Origin of the sequence: Streptosporangium sp. OZ121 (assembly GCF_051918885.1) — a bacterium.
Classification (GTDB): Bacteria; Actinomycetota; Actinomycetes; order Streptosporangiales; family Streptosporangiaceae; genus Streptosporangium.
In genome coordinates, this window is sequence record NZ_JBPXMC010000013.1 from 40284 (window position 1) to 60227 (window position 19944).

Annotated in this window: 19 protein-coding genes; 5 read left to right on the forward strand and 14 right to left on the reverse strand. The window is 70.7% G+C overall.

The features are described from left to right. Positions 1 to 115: 115 nt before the first annotated feature. Together ACTOQ1_RS23030 and ACTOQ1_RS23035 are read left to right on the forward strand one after the other, a co-directional pair. Positions 116 to 1543: an APC family permease gene (locus ACTOQ1_RS23030; RefSeq protein WP_440070087.1), complete on the forward strand. Its 1428-nt coding sequence runs from the start codon at positions 116 to 118 to the stop codon at positions 1541 to 1543. Between the two features lie 159 nt (positions 1544 to 1702). Continuing rightward, entirely contained in the window at positions 1703 to 2713 is a 1011-nt protein-coding gene (locus ACTOQ1_RS23035; RefSeq protein ID WP_440070088.1) for an acetamidase/formamidase family protein, read from the forward strand. A 172-nt stretch (positions 2714 to 2885) separates the two neighbouring features. Here the strand turns inward: ACTOQ1_RS23035 and ACTOQ1_RS23040 are convergent, their stop codons facing one another. From ACTOQ1_RS23040 to ACTOQ1_RS23050, 3 genes are all read right to left on the reverse strand, one after another. Next, positions 2886 to 3773, reverse strand: a complete 888-nt coding sequence (locus ACTOQ1_RS23040) for a Gfo/Idh/MocA family protein (RefSeq protein ID WP_440070089.1) — start codon at positions 3771 to 3773, stop codon at positions 2886 to 2888. A 163-nt stretch (positions 3774 to 3936) separates the two neighbouring features. Next, positions 3937 to 4881 (reverse strand): NAD-dependent epimerase/dehydratase family protein, encoded by a 945-nt coding sequence (locus ACTOQ1_RS23045; RefSeq protein ID WP_440070090.1) that lies wholly within the window; start codon positions 4879 to 4881, stop codon positions 3937 to 3939. A gap of 42 nt (positions 4882 to 4923) precedes the next feature. Continuing rightward, complete coding sequence (locus ACTOQ1_RS23050; RefSeq protein ID WP_440070091.1) at positions 4924 to 5268, reverse strand: YrdB family protein; 345 nt, start codon at positions 5266 to 5268, stop codon at positions 4924 to 4926. A 113-nt stretch (positions 5269 to 5381) separates the two neighbouring features. Here ACTOQ1_RS23050 and ACTOQ1_RS23055 point away from each other — a divergent pair, with 113 nt between their 5' ends. After that, the gene (locus tag ACTOQ1_RS23055; RefSeq protein WP_440070092.1) at positions 5382 to 6083 is read left to right on the forward strand and encodes a TetR/AcrR family transcriptional regulator; all 702 of its coding nucleotides are present in this window, start codon (positions 5382 to 5384) and stop codon (positions 6081 to 6083) included. Positions 6084 to 6204: 121 nt separating this feature from the next. Then, positions 6205 to 7062: a GmrSD restriction endonuclease domain-containing protein gene (locus ACTOQ1_RS23060; RefSeq protein ID WP_440070212.1), complete on the forward strand. Its 858-nt coding sequence runs from the start codon at positions 6205 to 6207 to the stop codon at positions 7060 to 7062. A gap of 201 nt (positions 7063 to 7263) precedes the next feature. On the opposite strand, the gene ACTOQ1_RS23065 is transcribed toward ACTOQ1_RS23060, so the two are convergent. From ACTOQ1_RS23065 to leuA, 5 genes are all read right to left on the reverse strand, one after another. Then, entirely contained in the window at positions 7264 to 7815 is a 552-nt protein-coding gene (locus ACTOQ1_RS23065; protein ID WP_440070093.1) for a hypothetical protein, read from the reverse strand. A gap of 148 nt (positions 7816 to 7963) precedes the next feature. Beyond that, on the reverse strand, positions 7964 to 9247 hold the full coding sequence (locus tag ACTOQ1_RS23070; RefSeq protein WP_440070094.1) for an FAD-binding protein: 1284 nt from the start codon (positions 9245 to 9247) through the stop codon (positions 7964 to 7966). Positions 9248 to 9531: 284 nt separating this feature from the next. Further along, complete coding sequence (locus ACTOQ1_RS23075) at positions 9532 to 9918, reverse strand: TraR/DksA family transcriptional regulator (protein WP_440070095.1); 387 nt, start codon at positions 9916 to 9918, stop codon at positions 9532 to 9534. Between the two features lie 220 nt (positions 9919 to 10138). Then, a complete protein-coding gene (locus tag ACTOQ1_RS23080) occupies positions 10139 to 10774 on the reverse strand; it encodes an SSI family serine proteinase inhibitor (RefSeq protein ID WP_440070096.1) in 636 nt (211 codons plus the stop codon). 560 nt (positions 10775 to 11334) lie between these two features. Continuing rightward, positions 11335 to 13047: a 2-isopropylmalate synthase gene (gene leuA / locus ACTOQ1_RS23085; protein WP_440070097.1), complete on the reverse strand. Its 1713-nt coding sequence runs from the start codon at positions 13045 to 13047 to the stop codon at positions 11335 to 11337. Positions 13048 to 13367: 320 nt separating this feature from the next. On the opposite strand from leuA, the gene ACTOQ1_RS23090 reads away from it, so the two are divergent. Beyond that, positions 13368 to 13613: a DUF2630 family protein gene (locus ACTOQ1_RS23090; RefSeq protein WP_440070098.1), complete on the forward strand. Its 246-nt coding sequence runs from the start codon at positions 13368 to 13370 to the stop codon at positions 13611 to 13613. 33 nt (positions 13614 to 13646) lie between these two features. On the opposite strand, the gene ACTOQ1_RS23095 is transcribed toward ACTOQ1_RS23090, so the two are convergent. From ACTOQ1_RS23095 to urtB, 6 genes are all read right to left on the reverse strand, one after another. Beyond that, positions 13647 to 14729: a hypothetical protein gene (locus ACTOQ1_RS23095; protein WP_440070099.1), complete on the reverse strand. Its 1083-nt coding sequence runs from the start codon at positions 14727 to 14729 to the stop codon at positions 13647 to 13649. Further along, entirely contained in the window at positions 14726 to 16315 is a 1590-nt protein-coding gene (locus tag ACTOQ1_RS23100; RefSeq protein WP_440070100.1) for a transporter substrate-binding domain-containing protein, read from the reverse strand. The genes ACTOQ1_RS23095 and ACTOQ1_RS23100 overlap by 4 nt, the downstream gene beginning before the upstream one ends. 126 nt (positions 16316 to 16441) lie before the next feature. Further along, positions 16442 to 17131, reverse strand: a complete 690-nt coding sequence (urtE, locus tag ACTOQ1_RS23105) for an urea ABC transporter ATP-binding subunit UrtE (RefSeq protein ID WP_440070101.1) — start codon at positions 17129 to 17131, stop codon at positions 16442 to 16444. Further along, positions 17109 to 17867, reverse strand: coding sequence for an urea ABC transporter ATP-binding protein UrtD (gene urtD / locus ACTOQ1_RS23110; protein ID WP_440070102.1), 759 nt, complete (start codon positions 17865 to 17867; stop codon positions 17109 to 17111). Before urtD ends, urtE begins: the two co-directional genes overlap by 23 nt. After that, on the reverse strand, positions 17864 to 18970 hold the full coding sequence (gene urtC, locus ACTOQ1_RS23115; protein WP_440070103.1) for an urea ABC transporter permease subunit UrtC: 1107 nt from the start codon (positions 18968 to 18970) through the stop codon (positions 17864 to 17866). The genes urtD and urtC overlap by 4 nt, the downstream gene beginning before the upstream one ends. Further along, the gene (gene urtB, locus ACTOQ1_RS23120; RefSeq protein WP_362677314.1) at positions 18967 to 19833 is read right to left on the reverse strand and encodes an urea ABC transporter permease subunit UrtB; all 867 of its coding nucleotides are present in this window, start codon (positions 19831 to 19833) and stop codon (positions 18967 to 18969) included. The genes urtC and urtB overlap by 4 nt, the downstream gene beginning before the upstream one ends. Positions 19834 to 19944: the final 111 nt, after the last annotated feature.

A 19944-nucleotide genomic window follows, 5' to 3' on the forward strand; every position in this document is an offset into this window, starting at 1 on the left:
GTACCGGCCCCGGATGCGCGGCGGGTCAAAGTCGGACAAAAACTTCAGACTGAAAACTTTTCCTTTGAAAAGAAAGGTTCTAGGGTACGGCTGCAGCCACTTCAAGGAGCCGTACATGACAACCGATCCCTCGCTGGAGCAATTCGGCTACCGACAGGAACTCCGCAGGTCACTGAGCTTCACCGACCTGCTCGTCTACGGCCTGATCTTCATGGTCCCGATCGCGCCGTTCGGCATCTTCGGCGGCGTCTTCCAGGCCTCGGGTGGCATGGTCGCCCTCGCGTACGCCATCGGCATGGTCGCGATGGCCTTCACCGCGCTCTCGTACGCGCAGATGGCCCGCGCGTTCCCGATGGCCGGATCGGTCTACACCTACGCGGGCCGCGGCATCGCCGCGCCCGTCGGCTTCCTGGCCGGGTGGGTGATCCTGCTCGACTACGTGCTGGTACCCGCCCTGCTCTATCTCATCGCGAGCGCGGCGATGGCCTCCTTCGTGCCCGCCATCCCCGTCTGGGGCTGGCTGATCGTGTTCGTGGTGCTCAACACGGTCGTGAACTACACGGGCATCCAGATGACCGCGCGGATCACGAAGATCATGCTGATCGGCGAGCTCATCGTGCTGGCGATCTTCATGGTCGTCGGGGTGGTCGCCCTGGCCCAGGGCAAGGCCCAGGCGGGCGCGCTCAGCCCGCTGTTCGACTCCTCGACCTTCTCCTGGTCACTCGTCTTCGGCGCGGTCTCGATCGCGGTGCTGTCCTTCCTCGGCTTCGACGGCATCTCGATGATGGCCGAGGAGAGCCGCGAGGACTCGCGGCGGCTCGGCAGGTCCATGGTCGCGGCGCTGGGCCTGGCAGGGGTGCTGTTCATCGCGCAGACCTGGGTGGCCGCGCTGCTCACCCCCGACCGGGCCCGCCTGCTGACCGAGGGCGACCCGGCGGGTACCGCCTTCTACGACATGGCCGCGTTCGCCGGGGGCCACTGGCTCAGCGTGCTGACCGCGGTCGCCACCGCCATCGCCTGGGGCTTCGCCAACTCCCTGGTCGCCCAGGCCGCCACCTCCCGGCTGCTGTTCGCGATGGCCCGCGACCGCCAGCTCCCCTCCTTCCTGGCCAAGATCGACCCCAAGCACCGGGTGCCCGTCAACGCCACCCTCGTGGTGGCCGCGGTCTCCCTGATCGTCGGGCTCTACCTGACCACCCGCGACGACGGCATCACGCTGATCAGCGGGCTGGTCAACTTCGGGGCGATGACCGCCTTCCTCGCGCTGCACGTGTCGGTGGTCGTCCACTACGTCGTGCGCCGGGGCAGCCGCGACCTGTGGCGGCACCTCGTCGCCCCGGTGCTCGGCTTCGCGATCCTGCTCTACGTCGTGATCAACGCCAGCATCGCGGCCCAGACGCTCGGCATCGTCTGGTTCTGCGTCGGCCTGGTGGTGCTGGGCGTCTCCTACGCCACGGGCCGCCGGCCCACCCTGGCCGGACTCGTCGACACCCCGGAGGCATCCGGCACGGCCGCGGCACCCGACACGGCCGGCAAGCCCTGAGAGCCCACGCCCCCGTCCCACCCACCCGACAACATGTGAGGGCAGAACCGTGTTCGAGATCTTCCTGGAGGTCGGGGAGGGGCTCGGCTCCTTCCGCGCCCCCTCCGCCCTTCCCGTCGCGGGACGCGGTTCCGTGCCGCTCCCCCTGGAGGGCGCGCGATGAACGTCTTCCCCTACCGCCCCGCGCCCGAGGACCTCAGCTACACCTTCGGCGGGCGGCCCGCGGTGGCCAGGGTCGCCCCCGGCTCGATCGTCGAGACGTACACCGAGGACTGCTTCGGCGGCCTGGTGACCTCGGTCGACGACCTGCCCTCGCGGGTCTGCGAGTTCCCCTACCTCAACCCCGTCACCGGGCCCTTCCACGTGGAGGGGTCCGAGCCGGGCGACACGCTCGCGCTGCACTTCGTCTCCATCGAACCCGCCAGGGACTGGGCCGTGTCGGCCACGTTCCCGCACTTCGGCGCGCTGACCGGCACCCACACCACCGCGATGCTCACCCCTCCCCTGGAGGAGCTGGTGTGGCGCTACGACATCGACACGGCCGCGGGCGTGGTCCGCTACCACGCCCGCAGGAGCGACTTCACGGTCGAACTGCCGCTCGACCCGATGCACGGCACGGTCGGCGTCGCGCCCGCCGCGTCCGAGGCCCGCATGACGATCACCCCGGACGCCCACGGGGGCAACATGGACACCCCCGAGCTGCGCGCCGGGGTGACCGTCTATCTCGGCGTCAACGTCGAGGGCGGGCTCTTCGCGATCGGCGACGGGCACGCCAGGCAGGGGCACGGCGAGGTGTGCGGCACCGCCGTCGAGGCGGCGATGAACACCGTCGTCGCCGTGGAGCTGGTCAAGGGGGTGAGCACCCCGTGGCCCCGCCTGGAGGACGACACCCACCTGATGTCCACCGGTTCGGCCCGCCCGCTGGAGGACGCCTACCGGATCAGCCAGCACGACCTGGTCACCTGGACCTCCGAGCTCACCGGCCTGGACCCGCTGGACGCCTACCAGCTGGTCAGTCAGATCGGCGAGGCCCCGGTCGGCAACGTCTGCGACACCAACTACACGATGGTCGCCAAGCTTCCCAAGTCCGCCCTCGGCCGTCCGGACGCCTACGAGTCGGCCCACGATCGCCTGCGCGCCCTCGGCCGGAGATACCTGGCCGAACGCTGACCGGGGACGTCCCGCCGTCTTTCCGGCGGGGACCCGGCGAGCCGGCCGTCCGCGTCGTGCCACCGGGGCGCGCGACGCGGGCGGTCAGGTCGCCGCGGCGACGATGTCCTCGCAGACCGCGCGGGCGGTCAGGTCGCCGCGGTGACGATGTCCTCGCAGACCGCGCGGGCGGTCAGGTCGCCGCGGTGACGATGTCCTCGCAGACCGCGTGGGTGGCCAGGGCGTCGCCGGCGTCGAGGACGGTGCCGGAGCGGACCGCGTCGAGAAACTCCAGGCAGACCCGCTCGATGCCCCGCTGCCGGGAGACCGGGGTCCAGTCGCCTCGCCTGGTGAGGGCCTCGCCGCCGGTGTAGTCGATCACGTCGGCCAGGTTGATCACGCGGCGCCTGGCACCGCCTCCCGTGACCTCCACGGTCTCCTCGGCCGCACCGCTCATCCTGTTCATGATCCCGAAGGCGGTGAAGCCGTCCCCGGACAGCTCCAGCGTCACGTACTCCAGCAGCCCGTCCCTGACCCGGGTGCGGATGCCGGTGTGCTCGACCTCGCCGGGCACCAGGAACCTGAGGGTGTCCACGACGTGGACGAAGTCGTCGTAGACGACGGTCCGCGGGTCGGCGGGGTGGCGCGCGCGGTGCTTCTGCATCACCACCAGGTCGCGGGGAAGATCGCGCAGTGCCGCGTAGGACGGCGCCCTGCGGCGGTTGAAGCCGACGAGCAGCGACCGTTCGCTCTCGCGTGCCAGCCGCACCAGGCGCTCGGACTCGGCGAGGGTGTAGGCGATCGGTTTGTCCAGGTAGACGTGCACGCCCGCGCGCAGCAGCGGCTCGACGACCTTCGTGTGCGCGGCCGTCGCGACGTGCACGAAGGCCGCCTCGATTCCCGCTCCGAGCACCTCCTCCACCGAGGAGAAGCGGCGCTCGACCCGGTAGGCGTCGCCGAGGCGGTCGAGTGTGGCGCGGTCACGGGTGCACAGGTGGAGGTCGAGTCCGGGGGTCGCGCCGAGGACCGGCAGGTACGCCTTCTCCGCGATGTCCCCGAGGCCGATGACAGCGATCTTCATGCTCAAAGCGTACGGCGTGCCCCCGGCCCTGCCCCGGCGGGTGCGGTCCCGGCCTCCCCGTTCGGGCGGGTGCGGCCCCGCCCCGGCACGGGCGGCGTGCCGCCGATCCCACCCGGCGGGGGGTGCCCCGCGCTCCCCCGCGTACGGCGTGGGACGTCCTCCGCTACGCCGCCACGGCCAGGCGGTCGCGCCACCAGGCGAGCGTCGCGGCCAGCGCCTCGTCCATCGGGGTCGGCGCGAGGCCGAGGGCGGCCTGGGACTCGCCGGAGTCGAGGACGAAGGGGCGGACGAACTGGTAGCGCAGCTCCTCCAGTTCCCCGAGCATCGGCGAGAAGAGCCCGGCGGCGCGCAGCAGCCAGTGGGGCATGGCCTTGACCCCCGGGTCGGGGACCCCTGCGAGCGCGCACAGGCGCTCGGCGACCTCGCGCACCGACATCGGCTCGTTCGTCGGGACGTGCCACGCGCGGCCCCAGGCACGGTCGCCCTCGCCCGCCGCGACCAGGGTCCGCGCGACGTCGGGCACGTAGGTCCAGCTGTGCGGCCGGGCGGGGTCACCGGCGAAGCGGACGGTCCTGCCGGCCAGCAGCGCGGGGACGAACCTCTCCCCTAGGTGCGACTGGTCGAGGCAGCCGGGGCCGAAGTAGTCGGATCCGCGCACCTCGGTCACCCTGACCCGGCCCGCCTCGTGCGCGGCCAGGGCGTCCCGCCACACCTTGACCCGGATCGCGCCCTTGGCGCTGGGCGGGTCCAGCGGGTCGCCCTCCCTCATCGGCCGGTCGGGAGCCGCGTAGACGTAGAGGTTGCCGAGGATGACGTACCCCGCGCCGGCGGTCTCGGCGGCTCCCAGCAGCGACGCGGCGAGCGGCGGCCAGTCGCGCGCCCACTCGTGGTAGCGCGGGTTGACGCAGTTGTAGAGGACGGCGGCGCCCCCGGTCAGGGCGGTCAGCCTCTCTCGGTCGCTCACGTCGGCGGCGACCCTGCGGACGCCCGGCAGGTCGGGACCCGAGCCCGAGCGGCTGACGAGGACGACCTCGTGCCCCTGACCCGCCAGCTGCCGGGCGACCTCGGAGCCGACCTGACCGGCTCCCGCGATGACGTGCTTGGCCATGATTCCTCTTCCTTTTCCTTCACTGATGACTGATATGTCGGCTCACTGGTTCCAGACGAGCCGGAGGACGGCGTTGAGGACGAAGACGACGGCGAAGGTGACTCCGGGGACGAGGCGGCCCGCCATGACCAGCGCCATGGCGCCGCCGCCGAACCAGAGCATCTCAAGGACGACGCGGGCGAAGCCGGTGAGCGGAATCGTCGCGCCGTTGGCCGCGCCGAAGATCGCCCAGATCGCGATGAACAGGGCGGGCCCACCGAGGCCGAGGAGCAGCTTCAGCGACCAGTTCGAGCTCACGACGAAGCCCCAGTAACCGACGGAGGCCAGCACGCCCAGCTCCAGCAGGAACATGACAAGAAGGTTGAGGTTCTTGGCCAGGGACAGCATGGGAGCTCCTTGAGAATCACCGTTCCGTTCTGAGAGCAATGCTCTCGCTAGAGAGCACTGATCGTCAAGAGCGGTGCTCTCTTTTGTTTTCAGTGCTCTGGTATGGTCGCGGCATGAGTTCGAGCCTCACCGCACGCGAGAGGGTCAGAGCCGAGCTGACCCGCGAGATCACGGACGTCGCCCGGCGGCAGCTGGCCGTCGACGGCGCGAGCGGCCTGTCCCTGCGCGCGGTCGCCCGCGAGATGGGCATGGCCTCGTCGGCGATCTACCGCTACTTCCCGTCCAGGGACGACCTGCTCACGGCCCTGATCATCGACGGCTACAACGCCGTCGGCGAGGCCGTGGAGAACGCCGAAGCGGCCGTACCGCCCGAGGACCACGGGGGCAGGTGGATGGCGGTCTGCCACGCCGTACGGGACTGGGCCCTGGCCCATCCGCACGAGTACGCCCTGCTGTACGGCTCACCCGTACCCGGCTACCGGGCACCGCAGGACACCGTCCCCGCCGCGGTCCGCGACACCGTCGTCTACGGCCGGATCGTCTCCGACGCCCACCGCGCCGGAGTGCTGAACCCGCCCGACACCACCCAGCCGCCCGTCCCGCCGTCCTTTCACGAGGATGCCGCGCGCGTACGCGAGCTGATGCCCGACGTCCCCGACGACGTGATCGTCCGCGGCCTGATCGCCTGGACCGGCCTGTTCGGCTGGCTCAGCTTCGAGCTGTTCGGCCAGTTCAACAACGCGATCCTCGACCTCGCGGCGGCCTTCGACCACGCCATGCGCTGCCAGGCCCGCACCCTCGGCCTGCCTGCCTGACACGTCACGACTCGGCCGCGATGAGTAACGTCCACCTGTCTGGAGTGATAGCCGGACCACCGACGACGTCGCCACGGTCCTCGGCCGGGAGACCTCCCTGCTCGAACACGACTTCCGCGAGCTGGCCTCCTTCGGGCTCCGGGCCGACAACCGCCGCCTGGTCCGCTACCTGCTCTCCCGGATGACCGCCCACGTCCAGCGCGAGTGCGAGGGCGGGAATCACGAGTACGCGTTCCTGCGGGGAGGGCGCGAGTACGAGATCGAGCACGTCTGGGCCAACCGCTTCGAGCGGCACAGAGCCGAGGTCAAGACCACCGCGGAGTTCTACATCCGGCGCAACCGCCTCGGTGCCCTGCTGCTCCTGCCCAAGTCCGTCAACGCGAGCTTCCGCGACGACCCCTACGAGCGGAAGCTCGAGCACTACTACGCGGAGAACCGGCTCGCGGCCTCCCTGCACCCCAAGAGCCGCCTGCGCAACACCCCGTTCACCCACTACCTCAGGGACTTGGGCCTGGACAGGGCGTTCCAGCCCTGCCCGGAGTTCGGCGTACGGGAGATCGAACGGCGGCAGAACCTCTACCGGCTCCTCTGCGAGGAGATCTGGAACCCGGCCAGGCTCGGTTTCCGCATGTCGGTGATCGTCCTCCCGCCCCCCGCCCCCGAGCAGTCCGGGTCCCGCCGCCACTACGGCGTCGAGGTCGTCGACCTCATCAAATGCGGCCTGATAGCGCCGAACGCCAAGATCTTCCGCACGGTCAGGGGTGAGATGCACTTCGCCACGGTCGAGGAGGGCGGGACGATCAGGGTGGCGGCGACGTGCCAGGCCTACCATTCCCTGTCGGCCGCCGGAGCCGCGGTCGCCGGGACCAGGGCGTGCGCAGGGTGGGACGTCTGGCGCATCGAGCGCGACGGCGCCGCGCTGCCGCTGAAACGCCTCCGCGAGGAGGCCATCAGCCGCGGCCTGATGTCCAAGGCCTGAGGCCGTCCCCTCCGCGCTCCCGCCCGGCGAACAGGGCGACGCGCCTCTTCCGCTCGTTCTCACAGGTGGAAGAGGCGCGCCGCGACGTCGCCGACGTGACCGGAGGTCGTCCGACGCCGCCCGCGCGGCCGAGGTGCCGACGGCGGCGCCCCGCGGGCGTACGACGATCTCCGCGAGACCGTGTGACCGGCCGGAGGCCTCCTATCGGGAGAACTTCTTGCGCACGGCTCCCCGGAGGATCTGGCCCGGCCGCTGCTGCTCCCCGTGCAGGGAGGTGAGAACAACGATCATCCCGGTGACGGCCGGAATGACCCACTGCATGACGCGCAACTGCTGCTGCGCCTTGGCGACCTCTTCCGGTGTCTCCTTCTCCGGCTTCACCGCGCCCTCCACAGGCACGTCGCCCGCGTCCGCCAGCTTGGCCCCGAGCACCCCGGTGTAGGCGGTCGCGGCCAGCGCGGCGGCGGTCAGCGCGGCCTTGGCCGCGGTGCTCGCCCCCACCCCCTGCTGGTGCGCCACGCGCTGCTTGTTGGCCGCCAGCAGGCCGGCCGAGCCGATGAGGAAGGCGCCGATGCCCACGGCGTTGACCGGCCTCCAGCGCCCCCATCCCACGTTCGCCACCCGCAGGCGCTCGCTTCTGTCACTGACCACGTTGGCAGCGCCGTTGAGGCCGATCGCGCCCATCAACGAGCCCCCGAACCAGGCGGCCAGCCCCACGTCGTGCATCGCGCGCACGACCGTATTGCGTTCCATGCGTCTCCCCCTCGTCACAAGTGTCGGATTCGCGACCTTTATGGTTAACATCGCGCTGTTACCGCTGTGATGGGGGTTAACTACCCGGATCTACTCATGCGATCCGCTCATCTACTGATGTGCAGATCAAGGTTGAGGCTGCGAACGGTCAGGAAACGGGGCCTCCCCCGAACACCCGGGCGTCGAGGAACGGGTTGCGGAACTTGCCCGCGGGGTCGAGCTCGGCGGCCAGCCGCCGGAAGTCCGGAAGCCGGTCGTACAGGGAGTTCAGGCGCTCGGGACCCATGAGGAAGAGCTTGCCCCAGTGCGGGCGGGCCTCGAAGGGCTCCAGCGCCTCCTCGACCACGGCGATCACCCGGCTCACCGCGGGCCAGTCCTTCTTCCAGGTGAAGTGGACGGCGACGGCGTCCTCGCGGTAGGAGGTGCTCAGCCACAGGTCGTCCGCCGCGACGGTGCGGATCTCCGAGATCTGCAGGACCGGGGCGACGACGTCCCTGACCGCGTCCAGCGCGCGGAGCGCGGCGAGGGCGTGGCGGCGCGGCAACAGATACTCCGACTGGAGCTCCTCCCCGCTGCTCGGGGTGAAGTCCAGGCGGAAGTGCGGCAGCCGGTCGTACCAGGGGCCGGGCACGCCCATCTGCGCGGTGCAGTTGACGGCGGACATCCCCGGCAGCGGGTGCCGGTCGGCCGTGGCCGCCGTGGCGTCCAGCCAGCGCGGCGCCGGCTCCCACGGGCCGGGGTCGCCGTCGCGGCGCTTCACCCACACCTGGTCGATCCCGGAGCCGGTCCAGCCGGTGAACAGGCCCACGCTGTACGCGGCCGAGAGGATCTCCTCGAAGTGCTCCTCCATCCGCGCCCAGGGCAGGTTCTCGTAGACGTACTGCCGCACCTCGAAGGACGGGACGACGTCGAGGACGACCCTGGTGACGATGCCCAGCGCACCGAGGGCGACGACCGCCCCGGCGAAGCGGTCGCCGTCCTTCTCCCGGCTGAGGACGGTGATCTCACCGTCCGCGGTGACCAGTTCGAGGCCGGAGACGGCGGTGGCCAGGTTGCCGTTGGCGACGCCGGAGCCGTGCGTGGCCGTGGCGCAGGCACCGGCGACCGAGATGTGCGGCAGGGAGCCGAGATTGGGCAGCGCGTGGCCTCGGTCGTCCAGCCACCGGCTCAGCTCGCCGTAGCGCACCCCGCCACCCACCGTGACCGTGCCCCGCACCGGGTCGAGCTCGAAATCGGCGGGCAGGCCCTCCAGCGAGACGAGGTCGCCACCGGGACGGTCGGCGATCTCGTTGAAGGAGTGGCGGGTGCCGAGTGCCCGGACGGCGCCGCTGCCGGCGACCAGCTCCTGGAGCTCCTCGATGCCGCCGGGGCGGTGGAACCGCGCGGCGCCGTAGGTGATGTTGCCCGCCCAGTTCCGCGGTTCTCTGGTCACGATGTGCCCTCTCTACGCCTCACGCCAGGCCGTACGCGGCGGATGCGCGCCACACGCGGGTGATCGTGCGGGGCCCGGGCCACAGGGTGACCGTGAGGGGCACGGGTCGCGGCCGGGCGGGGCACGGCTCGTGGCCGGTGATCATCCGAAGCGCGACGGCGGGCATCGCCGCACCCAGGGTAGTTCAGGAATATCGCTACATCCGCCGCGAGTCGTCACCGCCCGGTCCGGCGCGCTCGGCGCGGGTGGCGGGCCCCGGCTCGCTCAGGGCCTCTCGAGCCTCGTCACCGCCCGCGTCCGGCGCACTCGATGCAGGTACGGGCGACCGGGCGTGCCTTCAGGCGCTCCAGGGCGATGGGCCGCCCGCAGTCGTCGCACACGCCGTAGGTGCCCTGCTGGAGTCGCCCGACCATCTCGTCGAGGGCGGCGAGATGATCTCGTGCTCTGTCGAGCAGCGCCTGCAGATGGGACCGCTCGAAGGCGATCGTCGCCCCCTCCGGGTCGTGCTCGTCGTCGTTGGCCACCAGCGCCGACGAATCGACGAGGTCGTCCCAGTCGCGCGTCAACGCCGTGATCTGGGTCACCGTCCTCTCGCGGTCCGCGGTCAGAAGATCCCGCATGGCCGCCCGCTGAGCAGAAGAAAGCACGGTTCCCGAAGACTGCTCGCCCATCGCCGTCTCACCCCGTCCTACCGCGGATCCGCTCCTGGCCGTGGGCGTCGCCGGCTCGTGACGCGAGGCCGCCGACCTGGGACTTCCCTCCATTTTACGGCTCGTGAGGTGAGCGGCCCCCGCCCGGCGCCCGGAGGGGCTCGTACGGCGGGCCGTCACATGTCCCGGACGCCGAGCGGGTCCGGGACATGTGTTCCAGGCGTGTCCCACGGGACGGGTCCTAGAAGGAGAAGATCGCCCCGGTCGCGGCGCGCAGCTCGCACTGGTTGCTGAAGGTCCGCCGGTACTGGACGAAACGACCGTTCCAGGTGCCGGTCGCGGACACGGTGACGGGGTCGTAGTGCCGCGGGCAGGCCATCCACGGCAGCCTGAGGTAAGCGGGGTTGCCCTGCACCCGGCTCAGCAGCGCGCACGCCTCCGGCCCACGAGGGTGCATGCCGTACATCGGCGCGCACGCGAGCCGGACGGTCCGCGTCCTGCCCATGCGCGAGACGGTCAGCGTGAGGCGCTTGGGGTACGGGCCGTCGATCGTCGGGCCCCACGGCGGGACCGTGATGGGCGGGCGAGGCGGCAGCGGTTGGGGGCGGGGCGGCAGCGGGATCGGCCGGGGTGGGAACGGAACGGGCCGGGGCGGCGTCGGCCGGATCCACGACGGCTCGGGGATGGGCGGTTCCGGATTCGGGCGAGGCGGCAGGGGGCGGGGCAGCGGCACCGGCCGGGGCGGCCACGGAGGCGGATCAACGGTCGATCGAGCCACGGACGGGCCGGGTTCGTAGCCCGCCGGCTGCGCGTCCGCCGCGGCGGTACCGCTGAGGATGACGAGCCCGGCGGTGGCCAGGCCGAGGATACATCGCATAAATTCCCCCGATAAATACGAATTCCGTAAACAGCCGAATATGTCGCGTTCGGTCAGTTTGGGGGGAGCGAGTTACACCCTGAGCTGCAAAGAGGCTATGTCGATGACGTTGGGATGTCTCACAGCGACTCACCATGGAATGCCAGGAATTCGGCAGACGGGAAACCCTCCGGACGACTCGGATGGAGAGGGATCCGCGAGCCCGTCCGCGGCGCCGATCCATACCCGGAAAAGCCGGTTCCGCGGTACCGATCCGGAATCCGCGAGGCCACGGCGGCTCCATCGACGCGTCCCCGTGCCCCGGGGCGAGCGGAAACGACTCGACCGCGCCCGGACGGATCTCGCGGTGGGCGCGGTCGGGTGAGCGACGTGGACGCCTTGTGGGCGGCCGTCGGACCTCGTACGGCAGATCGTGCCGTACGAGGCGGGGACTGTGCGGGAGAGAGCGGGTGGTACGGGTGCGGGGCGACGCGGGCGGTGCCGGGCGGCAGGCGCGAGGGCGGTGCGGGCGGTGCGGCCGGCGGGCCGTACGCGGGAGCCGTGCCGCCCCGTCCGCTCCGCTAGCGGCCGGCGCGGTTGACCGCGGAGATGACGGCCTTGAGCGAGGCGGTGGTGGTGTTGGAGTCGATGCCGACACCCCACAGGGTCCGGCCGGCGATCTCGCACTCGATGTAGGAGGCGGCCTTGGCGTCGGTCCCCGCGCTCATGGCGTGCTCGGCGTAGTCGAGGACGCGTACCTGGACCCCGACCCGGGCCAGGGCGTCGCAGAAGGCGGAGATGGGACCGTTGCCGACTCCCTCGACCTCGCGGATCTCCCCGTCGAGACGCAGGTCGGCGCTGATGGCGTCCTGCCCGTCGCCCCTGGAGGTGGTCCGGTGGGCCAGCAGGCCCAGGCGGCCCCACGGGCTCGTCGGGTTGGGCAGGTACTCGTCGGTGAAGACCTCCCACATCTGGGTGGCGTTCACCTCGCCGCCGATGGTGTCGGTGTGGGTCTGGACGGCGCGGGAGAACTCGATCTGCAGGCGCCGCGGCAGGTCCAGGTGGTGGTCGGCCTTCATGATGTAGGCGACCCCGCCCTTGCCGGACTGGCTGTTGACCCGGATGACCGCCTCGTACGTGCGGCCGATGTCCTTGGGGTCGATCGGCAGGTAAGGGACCGCCCAGGCGAACTCCTCGACCGGGACGCCCGCGGCGGCCGCGTCGCGCTCCAGGTGCTCGAAGCCCTTCTTGATGGCGTCCTGGTGGGAGCCGGAGAAGGCGGTGTAGACGAGCTCGCCGCCCCACGGGTGGCGCGGGTGGACGGGCAGCTGGTTGCAGTACTCGGTGACCCGGCGGATCTCGTCGATGTCGGAGATGTCGATCTCCGGGTCGACGCCCTGGGAGAACAGGTTCATGCCCAGCGTGACCAGGCAGACGTTGCCGGTGCGCTCGCCGTTGCCGAACAGGCAGCCCTCGATCCGGTCGGCCCCGGCCATGTAGCCCAGTTCGGCGGCGGCGACGGCGGTGCCGCGGTCGTTGTGGGGGTGCAGGGACAGCACGATCGAGTCGCGGTAGGCCAGATTGCGGTGCATCCACTCGATCTGGTCGGCGTAGACGTTGGGCGTGGCCATCTCGACGGTGGCGGGCAGGTTGAGGATGACCTTGCGGTCGGGGGTGGGCTGCCAGACGTCGTTGACGGCGTCGCAGACCTCCACCGCGTACTCCAGTTCGGTGCCGGTGAAGGACTCCGGGGAGTACTGGAAGTAGATCTCCGTGTCGTCCATCTCGGCGGCCAGCTTCTTGCAGAGCTTGGCACCCTCGACCGCGATCGCGGTGATGCCCTCGCGGTCCTGGCCGAAGACGACCCTGCGCTGGAGGGTGGAGGTGGAGTTGTACAGGTGGATGATCGCCTGCTTGGCCCCGCGCACCGACTCGAAGGTCCGCTCGATCAGCTCGGCCCTGGACTGGGTCAGGACCTGGATCACCACGTCGTCGGGGATCAGGCCCTCTTCGATGATCTGCCGTACGAAGTCGAAGTCGGTCTGGGAGGCGGCGGGAAAGCCCACCTCGATCTCCTTGTATCCCATCTTCACCAGCAGCTCGAACATCTGGAGCTTGCGGTGGGCGTCCATGGGGTCGATCAGCGCCTGGTTGCCGTCACGCAGGTCGACGGCGCACCACCGGGGGGCCCGGTCGATGACCTTCCCTGGCCAGGTGCGGTCGGCCAGCTGGATCGGCGCGAAGGACTCATAGCGCTTGAACGGCATGGGACTGGGCTGCTGCTGCGGATACATGCAAGGCTCCTCGACTGGGAAAACAATCGTGGCCGACGCGCATGGCTCGCTCCGCGACGAGGGAGCCGGCCTCTACAGGCCCTCGTCGCGGCAGCTAAGAAGCAGGCCGCGCAGCATGCCTAGCACGTTAGCAGACGTCTCAGGATGCCCGGGCCCCGGTCTCACATGGCGGGACTCGAAGATCTTCGCTCACCCGGCGGGGTCCGGAGATCTCCGGCATCTCACCCGAGGAAGGGCCGCCGTCGCGGGGTCGGCCTCCGACGGTGCGGTGACCCGCCGATCGGATACAGTCCAGAAAAACTCTGACAGGGGGAACGGACATGAGGGACGGCGACATCCTCGCCCACATCCACGAGTTGATCGCCGAGGAGCAGGAGCTCCGGGCGAAGCTGGGCTCGCACTCGATCTCCTCGCACGAGGAGAACAACCGGATCAAGCACCTGGAGGAGGCCCTCGACCAGGCATGGGACCTGCTCAGGCAGCGCCGGGCGCGCCGCGAGTTCGGCGAGGACCCCAACTCGGCGGCCCCCCGCCCGATCGACGAGGTCGAAGACTACCTTCAGTGATCGCCGGTCCCGGACGTCCCTTCCCGGAGGCCGTCAGCCGCCCGGGAAGGCCCTTGATCCCGGGGACGGCGACGGGCTCGGAGACGAGTTCGGGCTCGGTGGGGCCGGGCCGGTTTCCCCGGCCGGGCGGCCCTCGCAGCGCGAGTCGGCGGGAGTCCGCTGCGAGACCGGGGCGAGCCAGGAGATCACGCTGTGCTCGACGTACCAGCCGTGCAGGTTCACCCACGTCCGGGGCACCTCACCGGGGTCGGGACAGAGCACCTTCGACTGCAGCCGGTCGTTCTGGATGAACTCCACGACACCGTCACGCTTGAGGACGGTGGTCATCTGGTCGTCGCTGGCGACCATGTAGCCCACCACCACCTCCGCGGGCCTCTCCGCGGCCGGCTTCTCCAGGGTGAGCTGCATGGCGATCAGCGGGAGGATCGGCGCCCTCATCACGACCACGCCGACCAGGAACGGGGTGAACACCGCCATCGCGATCGCGATGCCGTGGGTCAGCACCCTGGCCGGCGCCTCGGGCACCGGACCGGTCAGCAGCGCCGCGAACGCCGGGGGAAGGGTCAGGAGGATCGCGGTCGCCACGTCCCGCGCGGCGAACGCGGAGACGATGGCCGGCCACAGCAGGACGTACGACAGCACGGCCGCGATCACCGGAAGCGCGTAGCAGAACGTGGTCCGCAGCTCCTCGTGGTCCGGGAACCGTTCACGCACGGTGAGCCCCAGCAGGGCCAGTGACAGCATCGCCAGCGTCGGCAGGAAGCGCAGCTGCCAGGTGCACACGCCCATCGCGACGGCGAGGACCACCACCCAGCCGGGCAGCCGCTGAGCGCTGTGCACCAGCCACGAGGAGCGGCCCGTGCTGATCCAGTGCAGAGTGCCGAGAAGCCTGCCGCCGACCACGACGACGGGCAGCACCCACACCGTGGTCAGCAGGACCGCGCTCAGCAGACCCAGTGGGCTGATGGTCTGCACGAGCAGGAGCAGCGTCTGGGTGTCCTGCTTGCTGGCGTACCACAGCCGCATCACCAGCAGGACGATCGGGAACACCGGCAGCAGCGTGAGGAACCACTCCTGGTTCCTCGGCGCGTCCCTCACCCGCGCGTCGGGTTTCAAGGGGCGGAGGGGCAATCCTGGACGGGGAGGGTTCGCTCCCACGGCCACCGGCGCACGTCCGGGGGAAGCGCGCACGGCTGCCGTGCCTGCGCCACGTCCACCCCCGGGTTGGCCGCCAGCAACGGCCGGATGTGTTTCTCGTACGCCTCCTCCCACATCTTGTTGCCCGGATCGGCGTAGGAGCGGTAGAGCGCGAGGTCGACCAGGGTGCGCAGCGCGCCGTTGGAGCCCGCGTTCACCGCCCACATCTCCGTCTTCTCCAGCGCGATGTCGTGGTGGCGCAGCTTCCTCTCCGGGTCCGCGACGAACCCGGCCAGCAGGGCCGCGTCGGTGGTCACCGCGTCGGCCGCCCTGTTGGCCGCGAGGCCGTCCGCGAGACGGTCCACGCACTTGCTGATCAGGAGCTCGGCGATGGGGTCGACCTTGATCGCCTTTTTCAGCTCGGCCAGGGAGGTCGAGGTGCCGAGCGAGCAGACCCTCTTGCCCTCGAGCTGCCCCAGGGAGGCGACGTTGTCGTCGGGGTAGTCGGCCCTGGTCACCACCGACTGCTCGGTGTAGAGGTAGGGCGTCGAGAAGCCGACGGAGGGATCGGCCCTGCGTTCCGGCGTCACGCTGAAGGTCGCCACCACGAGGTCGACCTTGACGAACGCCCCGTCCGTGTCGCGGGCCTGCATGCGCGCCCTGTCCTCGGTCTCGATGGACAGGAAGTCGACCTGGTCGGGCCGGAAACCCAGATCCGCCGCGATCATGTAGGCGATGTCGATGTCGAAGCCGGTGAAACCGGTCTCGCCCGGCTTCCGCAGGGCGATGCCCGGGGTGTCCTCCTTCACGCCGATCAGCAGTCTGTCCTTGTTGAGAAGCCCCGCCTTCTCCCGTAACTCGGCCTCGGTGGGAGGCCCGCTCACCCACACGATGGACACCCCGACCACGACCGCGGCGAGGACCAGCGCGATCCAGGCGGCCAGCCGGAAGCGGCGGAATCCGCGGCGGCGGGGCGGGCCGGACGGTCCGGGCGGGCCGGTCGGCGGCCCTGAGCGGGGGCCCTCGGCGTCCGCGCCCTCGGACCGCGAGTCGCGGTCATACCGGTCGTCGTCCCACCGGTCACGGTCATACCGGTCATCGGGCCGCCGGTCGGGCTCGTAGCGGTCGTCGTCCCAGCGGTCGCGCTCGTACGCTCCGGAGGAGCGCCGCTCACGCCCGTACCGGTCGTCGTCCCGCCGGTCGGACTCGTAGCGGTCGGACTCGTAGCGGTCATCGGGCCGCCGGTCACGCCCGTCGCCCGGCCGCCGAGCACGCTCGCCCGCGGCCCGGTCCCTGCGCTCACCGAGGGACGTCTCCCCCGTCTCCCGGCCGATTCGCCGGCCGGGAGCGTCACCGGCCGGCTCACCGGCCGCGCGGCCGGGCCGTACCTCACGCTCGTCACCGGCCGGGCCCCCGGGCTCCTTACGGGAAGAACCGGTCTCCTGGCGGGAAGAACCGGTCTCCCCGCCAGGAGACCGGCCTCGCTTCGCGGGAGACTCGGGGGGCTCCGGAGGGAAGGACACTCGTTCCGGCCGCTCTTGCCCGTCCGCAGGTTCCTTCGCCATGACACCCCCGGACTCCGCTTTTCTGGGCAGGCTATGTCGTCATCACCCCCGACGGGAGCCTCTTCATCAAGAAGTGATCAAACGCAGCCTTCTTGCTCCGGAAAGTCCGATTCAGCGCTTTAACGGTCAGACGGCGAGAAGGCGGTGAATTCCCTCCCCGCGCAGTTCCTCGGCCTCCCCCGAGTGGACGACGTGCCCGGCGTCGAGAATGAGGAAGCGGTCGGCGAGGCGGAGCGCCAGGTCCAAATACTGCTCGACCAGCAGGAGCGACAGGCCGGTGGCGTGCAGCCGCTCGATCGCCTCCTCTATCTCGATGATGATCGACGGCTGGATGCCCTCGGTGGGCTCGTCGAGGATGAGCAGCTTGGGCCGGGTGACCAGGGCGCGGGCGATGGCGAGCTGCTGCTGCTGCCCGCCGGACAGGAACCCGGCGCGCCGCTTGAGCAGCGGCTTCAGGCGCGGGAAGGTCTCCAGGGCCTCCTCCAGCGCCTCCTGCGGCCCCTTGGCGGCCTCCAGCGTGACCTGGAGGTTGCCGAGCACGCTGAGCTGGGGGAAGGTCTCGTGCCCCTGGGGGACGTACGCCATGCCGAGCCGGACCCGCTCGTGAGGCGGCAGGCGCGTCACGTCGCGCCCCTCGAAGGTGACCGACCCCGAGGTGGCGGGCAGCACTCCCATCACGGTGTTGAGCAGGGTGGTCTTGCCCACCCCGTTGCGGCCCATCACGCACATCAGCTGCCCGGGCTCCACCTCCAGGGAGACCCCGAACAGCACCCGGGCCCTGCCGTACCCCGCGTCAAGTTCCCGTACCGACAGCATCGCTGCGCTTCCTTCCGATGTAGACCTCCTGCACGCGCGGGTCGTCGCGGACCTGGTCCACCGATCCCTCGATCAGCACCTTGCCCTCGTGCAGGACGGTGACCTGCGAGGCGTACCTGCGCAGGAACTCCATGTCATGTTCGATCACGATCACCGTGTGGTCGTTCGCCACGGACGTCAGGAGCTCGCCGGTGCGCTCCCGCTCGTCCTTGGACATACCGGCCACCGGCTCGTCCAGCAGGAGCAGCTTGGGGCGCTGGGTGAGCAGCATGCCGATCTCCAGCCACTGCCGCTGCCCGTGGGAGAGCACCCCCGCGGGCCGGTCGGCCAGCTCCTTCAGGCCGGTGGTCTCCAGCGCCTCGGCGACGGCGTCGGAGACGCCTCGCCTGCGCCGGGCCAGCGACCAGAGCGGGCGGCGGAAGGACGCGGCCAGGTCGAGGTTCTCCAGGACGGTGAGCTCCTCGAAGACCACCGAGGTCTGGAAGGTCCGCCCCACGCCGAGCCGGACGATCCTGTGCTCGCGCAGGCCGACCAGGCTGCGCCCGTCGAAGACGACCTCGCCGGTGGTCGGGCGGGTCAGGCCGGTGATGACGTCGATGAGCGTGGTCTTCCCGGCCCCGTTGGGGCCGATCAGGAATCGCAGCTCCCCCTTCTCGACCGTCAGGTCGATGCCGTCGATGGCGCGGAAGCCGTCGAAGACCACCGACAGCCCGCGTACCTCGATCATCGGGCTCATCCGACCTCCTCCATCACTCTCGTACCGGGAGCGTCCGCGGGCGGCGGTTCGGGGTCCGTACGGCGCCCCGACCTGCGCGCCCAGGCGTCGCGCGCCGACGCCGCCACGCCGAGGATCCCCTTGGGGGCCAGGGTCATGACGAGGATGAACAGCGCGCCCTGCAGGTAGAGCCAGCCGTCGGCGAACTGCTCGCTGAAGGACGTCTTGGCGTACCCCATCACGACCGCGCCGAGGATCGCCCCCGCCAGCGCGAACCTGCCGCCCACCGCGACCGCGACGACGAGTTCGAGGGAGGGGACCACGCCCAGCAGCGCGGGCGAGATGATGCCGACCACGGGCACGAACAGGGCCCCCGCGAGCCCGGCCATGCCCGCCGACAGCGCGAAGGTGACGGTCTTGACCCTGGCCGGGTCGTAGCCGAGGAACCTCACGCGGTCCTCGCCGTCCCTGATGGCGACGAGCAGCCGCCCGAAGCGGCTTTTGACCAGCTGGCGGGCGCCGAGGTAGAGCAGCCCCGTGACGATCGCGACCGTGAAGTACAGCCCGCGCTGGGTCGAGTCGGCCGCCAGGTCCTGGCCGAACAGGTCGTAGAAGTTGGTCAGGCCGTTGGTGCCGCCGGTCAGGCCCTGCTGGCCGACGAGCAGGATGACGAACGCGGCGGCGAGCGCCTGGGTGAGGATCGCGAAGTAGGCGCCGCGCACCCGCTGCCTGAACACCAGCAGGCCCAGCACCGTGGCGATCAGCATCGGCCCGGCGACGACCATGGCGAGCGCGAACACCGGGTTGGCGAACGGTTTCCACAGGGCGGGCAGCTGCTCGACCCCGCTCCACACCATGAAGTCGGGCAGGTCGCCCTGGGCGTCCACCAGTTTCAGGTGCATGGCCATCGCGTAGCCGCCGAGCCCGAAGAACACGCCCTGGCCCAGGACGAGCATGCCGCCCTGCCCCCAGGCCAGGCCGATGCCCAGGGCGATGATCGCGAAGCAGAGGTACTTGGCCAGCAGGCCGAGGCGGAAGGGCTCCAGCAGCAGCGGTGCGACCACCAGGGCCAGCACGGCCACCACCGCGAAGACCCCGGGCCCCCTGAGGCGTGCGAGATTCATGTGAGCGCCCTCGATCGGAGTACGAACAGGCCCTGCGGCCGGAACTGGAGGAAGGCGATGATCGCGGCGAACACGATGACCTTCGCCAGGCTGGCGTCGCTCCAGAACTCGGCGTAGGAGTTGAGCAGGCCGAGTCCGGCGGCGGCGATGACGGCGCCGCGCAGCTGGCCGAGCCCTCCGGCGACGACCACCAGGAAGGCGTCCACGATGTAGTAGGTGCCGAGGGCGGGTCCGACGGGGCCGATGAGGGTGAGGGCCACCCCGGCGACCCCGGCCAGGCCCGAGCCGATGAAGAAGGTGCGCTGGTCGACGTGGGCGGTGTTGATGCCGCTGACCGCGGCGAGCTGCCGGTTCTGCATCACCGCCTGCATCCGGCGGCCCTGGCCGGTGCGGTTCATGTAGGCCCAGACGCCGACGACGGTGGCGACGGCGAGGGCGAAGATGAACAGCCGGTTGTACGGCAGGGACGCGATGCCGCCCTGCAGCCAGGTGGGCGCCTGGACCTGCACGTTGGGCGCGCCGAACAGGTCGCGGGCGAGCTGCTGCAGCACGAGGCTGACGCCCCAGGTGAGCAGCAGGGTGTCGAGCGGGCGGCCGTAGAAGTGCCGGATCGCGGTCCGTTCCAGGATGAGCCCCATCAGCCCGGCGACCAGGAAGGCGACGGGCAGGGCGACGATCACGGCCATCCGGCCGGTGAGGTCCTGGAGCAGGTAGGCGGTGTACGCGCCCGCCATGATGAACTCGCCGTGGGCCATGTTGATCACGCCCATCTGGCCGAACGTGAACGTCAGGCCGAGGGCGATGAGAAGCAGTACGGCACCGATGGACAGGCCGATCGGGAGCTGGTTGAGAAACGCCTCCACCGAAGGTCCCCTTCCTACGAGTGTTTGGCTCCGGGGCGGGCCGTGCCGCATTGTGGGTGCGTCACGGTGCTGCCCGTGATCTGGTCACGGCCCGGCCCGGAGCCGGTCTGA